At 68.8% G+C, this 3974-nt stretch carries 3 protein-coding genes; all 3 read right to left on the reverse strand.

Going from position 1 to position 3974, the window contains the following annotated elements:
• Positions 1-719, reverse strand: a 719-nt coding sequence (gene araD, locus ACWIHT_RS47130; protein WP_456174813.1) for an L-ribulose-5-phosphate 4-epimerase AraD, incomplete at its 3' end; no start/stop codon positions are given.
• 43 nt (positions 720-762) lie between these two features.
• Positions 763-2280, reverse strand: coding sequence for an L-arabinose isomerase (gene araA, locus ACWIHT_RS47135; protein WP_456174814.1), 1518 nt, complete (start codon positions 2278-2280; stop codon positions 763-765).
• Positions 2281-2326: 46 nt separating this feature from the next.
• Positions 2327-3974: ribulokinase (araB, locus tag ACWIHT_RS47140; protein ID WP_456174815.1), on the reverse strand; the 1648-nt coding region annotated here is incomplete at its 5' end.

Below are 3974 nucleotides of genomic sequence, written 5' to 3' on the forward strand. Positions count from 1 at the left end.
GCGGGTTCGGGGGTTGGGTTGCCGTAGTAGGCGTTGGGGCCGTGTTTGCGGGTGTAGTGGCGGGCGAGGAGGTGTGGGGGTGGTGGGGCGGTGGGGGTGAGGGCGAGGGTGTTGATGGCCATCTGGGCTATGGCTTCGCAGATGATGGCGTGTTCGAGGGATGTGCGGGGGGTGGTGCCCCAGGTGAAGGGGCCGTGGTTGGCGACGAGGGCGGCGGGGACTTCGGCGGCCTTGCGGTCGTCGCTTTCCAGGAGGTCGACGATGACTTTGCCGGTGTTGTATTCGTAGTTGTTCGTGCATTGGTCGGGGGTGAGGTCGGGGGTGCAGGGGATGGGTCCGTTGAAGGTGTCGGCGTGGGTGGTGCCCAGGACGGGGATGTTCCGGCGGGCCTGTGCGAAGGCGACGGCGTGGGTGGAGTGGGTGTGGGTGATGCCGCCGATGGAGGGGAAGGCGAGGTAGAGGCAGCGGTGGGTTTCGGTGTCGGTGGAGGGCCGCAGGTCGCCGCCGACGACTTTGCCGTCGGAGAGGCGGACGGTGACGAGGTGGTCGAGGGCGAGGTCCTGGTAGGGGACGCCTGAGGGTTTGATGACGAAGACGCCTGCTTCGCGGTCGACGCCGCTCACGTTGCCCCAGGTCAGTGTCGCGAGTCCGGCTTGGGGGATGGTGAGGTTGGCGTCCAGTACCTCTTGTCGCAGGCCGTCACGGACTCGCGCGGTCATCGGGTCTCTCCTTGCGGATCGGTCGGGATCAGGATCATGGGGGTCACAGGGCTTGTGCGAGGCGGTGGTAGGCGGCGTTCCAGCGGATTTCCTTGGTGAACTGCCCGGTATTGGTGGTTTCGTCGATGGTGAGCAGTTCTACGCCGGTCATGGCGGCGTAGTCGGTGAGGGTTTCGGTGTCGACGGCGGAGCTGAGCACGGTGTGGTGCGGTGCGCCGGCCAGGAGCCAGCTCTCGGCGGATTCGGCGAGTGAGGGGCGGGGCTTCCAGACGGCGCGGGCGACGGGGAGGCGGTGGAGGGGTTCGCTGGGGGTGACGACGTCGACGGTGTTGGCGGTGAGGCGGAAGCGGTCGCCGAGGTCGGAGAGGCCGACGACGATGGCGGGGCCGGGGGCGGCGTTGAAGACGAGGCGGACGGGGTCTTCGCGGCCGCCGATGGAGAGGGGGTGGATCTCGCAGGTGGGGCGGTCGGCGGCGATGGTGGGGCAGACTTCGAGCATGTGGGCGCCGAGGATGCGGGGGGTGCCGGGGCCGAGGTGGTAGGTGTAGTCCTCCATGAAGGAGGTGCCGCCGGGTCGGCCGGTGCCCATGACTTTCATGGTGCGCAGCAGTGCGGAGGTTTTCCAGTCGCCTTCGCCGCCGAAGCCGTAGCCGTCGGCCATGAGGCGCTGGACGGCGAGGCCGGGCAGCTGGCGCAGTCCGCCGAGGTCTTCGAAGTTGGTGGTGAAGGCGGTGAAGTTGCCTTCGGTGAGGAAGGTGCGCAGGCCGATCTCCTGGCGGGCGGCGTAGACGAGGGAGTCGTGGCGGATGCCGCCGGGACGCAGGGCCGGGACGATGTCGTAGGACTCGGTGTATTCGGCGGCGAGTTGGGCGGCTTCCTTGTCCTGGACCTGGTCGACGACGGCGACGAGGTCGTTGACGGCGTAGGTGTTGACCGAGTAGCCGAAGCGGAGTTGGGCTTCGACTTTGTCGCCTTCGGTGACGGCGACGTCGCGCATGTTGTCGCCGAAGCGGGCCAGGCGCAGGGTGCGTGAGGTGTGGCGGCCGATGGCGGCGCGGGCCCAGGCGGCGATGCGTGTGATGACTCTGGGGTCGGTGGCGTGTCCGGCGACGATTTTGCGGTCGATGCCGAGGCGGGCTTCGATGTGTCCGAACTCGCGGTCGCCGTGGGCGGCTTGGTTGAGGTTCATGAAGTCCATGTCGATGCTGGGCCAGGGCAGTGACAGGTTGTACTGGGTGTGCAGGTGCAGCAGGGGCCGGTTGAGGGCGGAGAGTCCGGCGATCCACATTTTGGCGGGGGAGAAGGTGTGCATCCATACGATGACGCCTATGCAGGTGTCGGAGGTGCTTGCTTCCTGGCAGAGGCGGCGGATGGCGTCGGCGTCGGTGAGGACGGGCTTCCATATGATCCGGACCGGTATTTTCCCGGGGCCGGAGAGGATTTCGGAGATGCTGCGGGACTGTTCGGCGACCTGGTGCAGGATGTCGTCGCCGTACAGGCCCTGGCTGCCGGTGAGAAACCAGATCTCCTGGTCGGGGTAGGGGGAGGCTGTGGTGTCCATGAGGGTTCCTTTCGAAGGGAGTTGACCGCCGGGCGGGGTGTGGCGTTCAGGCGGAGGCCTCGGTGCGCAGGCGGTGCAGTCGGTGCATGACTTCGTTGGTGCCGCGGCCGAAGTAGTCGTGCAGGAGGCGGTATTCGGCATAGAGCCGGTCGTAGGCGGCGGCCCGTTCGGGGTCCGGCTGGTAGACGGCGGGGCGGGCTTTGGCCATGGCGTGGGCGGCGGCCCGGATGTCGGGGTGGGCGCCGGCCGCGACCGCGGCGTGCATGGCGGCGCCGAGTGCGGGGCCTTGTGCCGAGTCGATGACGCCGAGGGGGAGGCGGGTGATGTCGGCGTAGATCTGCATGAGCAGCGGGTTCTTCATCAGGCCGCCCGCGACGATGAGTTCACGGACGGGCACGCCCGAGGTTTCGAAGGCTTCGATGATGGTGCGGGTGCCGAAGGCGGTGGCTTCCAGCAGGGCCCGGTAGACGTCCTCGGGCCGGGTGGAGAGGGTCAGGCCGACGATGGCGCCGCTGAGGTCGTGGTCGACGAGGACGGAGCGGTTGCCGCTCTGCCAGTCCAGGGCGATCAGTCCGTGCTCGCCCACCGCTTGTTCGGCGGCCAGCGCGGTGAGGTGTTCGTGCGGATCGCGGCCGAGCGCGGCGGCCTCCTTGGCGTACGACGCTGGGAAGTTGGTGCGGACGAACCAGCCGAAGATGTCGCCGACGCCGCTCTGTCCGGCTTCGTAGCCCCACAGTCCGGGCAGGATGCCGCCCTTTACGACCCCGCACATGCCCGGTACTTCGGCCCATTGGTCGCTGCTCATGACGTGGCAGGTGGAGGTGCCCATGATGGCGACCATGCGGCCGGGTTCGACGGCGGTGGCGGCGGGGGCGGTCACGTGGGCGTCGACGTTGCCGACGCAGACGGCGATGCCTTCGGGCAGGCCTGTCCAGGCCGCTGCCTCGGCGGTCAGTCCGCCGGCGCGGTCGCCGAGCTGGCCGATGGGCTGGTCGAGTTTGTCGATGACGAAGCCCGCGAAGGCGGGGTTGAGTGCGGCGAGGTAGTCGGCGGAGGGATAACTGCCGTCCTGGAGCTGGCCTTTGTATCCGGCGGTGCAGGCGTTGCGGAGGTAGGTGCCGGACAGGCGCCAGACGATCCAGTCGGCGGCCTCGATCCAGCGTTCGGTCAGCTCGTAGAGTTCCGGGTCCTCTTCGAGGAGCTGGAGGGCTTTGGCGAACTCCCACTCCGAGGAGATCTTGCCGCCGTAGCGCGTCAGCCAGGGTTCCTTGCGGGTGTCGGCGAGTGCGGTGATGCGGTCGGCCTGGGCCTGTGCGGCGTGGTGGCGCCAGAGTTTGGCGTAGGCGTGGGGTCGGGCGGTGAACTCCGGGAGTTCGCACAGGGGGGTGCCGTCGGCGAGGACCGGCAGGACCGTGCAGGCGGTGAAGTCGGTGCCGATACCCACGACTTGGTCGGGGCGGATGCCGGAGCGGGTCAGTGCTTCGGGTACGGCGATGCGCAGGACGTCGATGTAGTCGGCGGGGACCTGGAGCGCCCAGTCGGGCGGCAGCACGGTGCCGTCGGGGAGGTGCCGGTCCAGGACGGCGTGGGTGTACGGGTGCTCGGCGACGGCCAGTTCCGCGCCGTCGGCGACCCGGACCACCACCGCCCGCCCCGACAGCGTGCCGTAATCGACCCCGACGACGTAGGTGTCG

Source organism: Streptomyces sp. NPDC002276 (assembly GCF_053891435.1).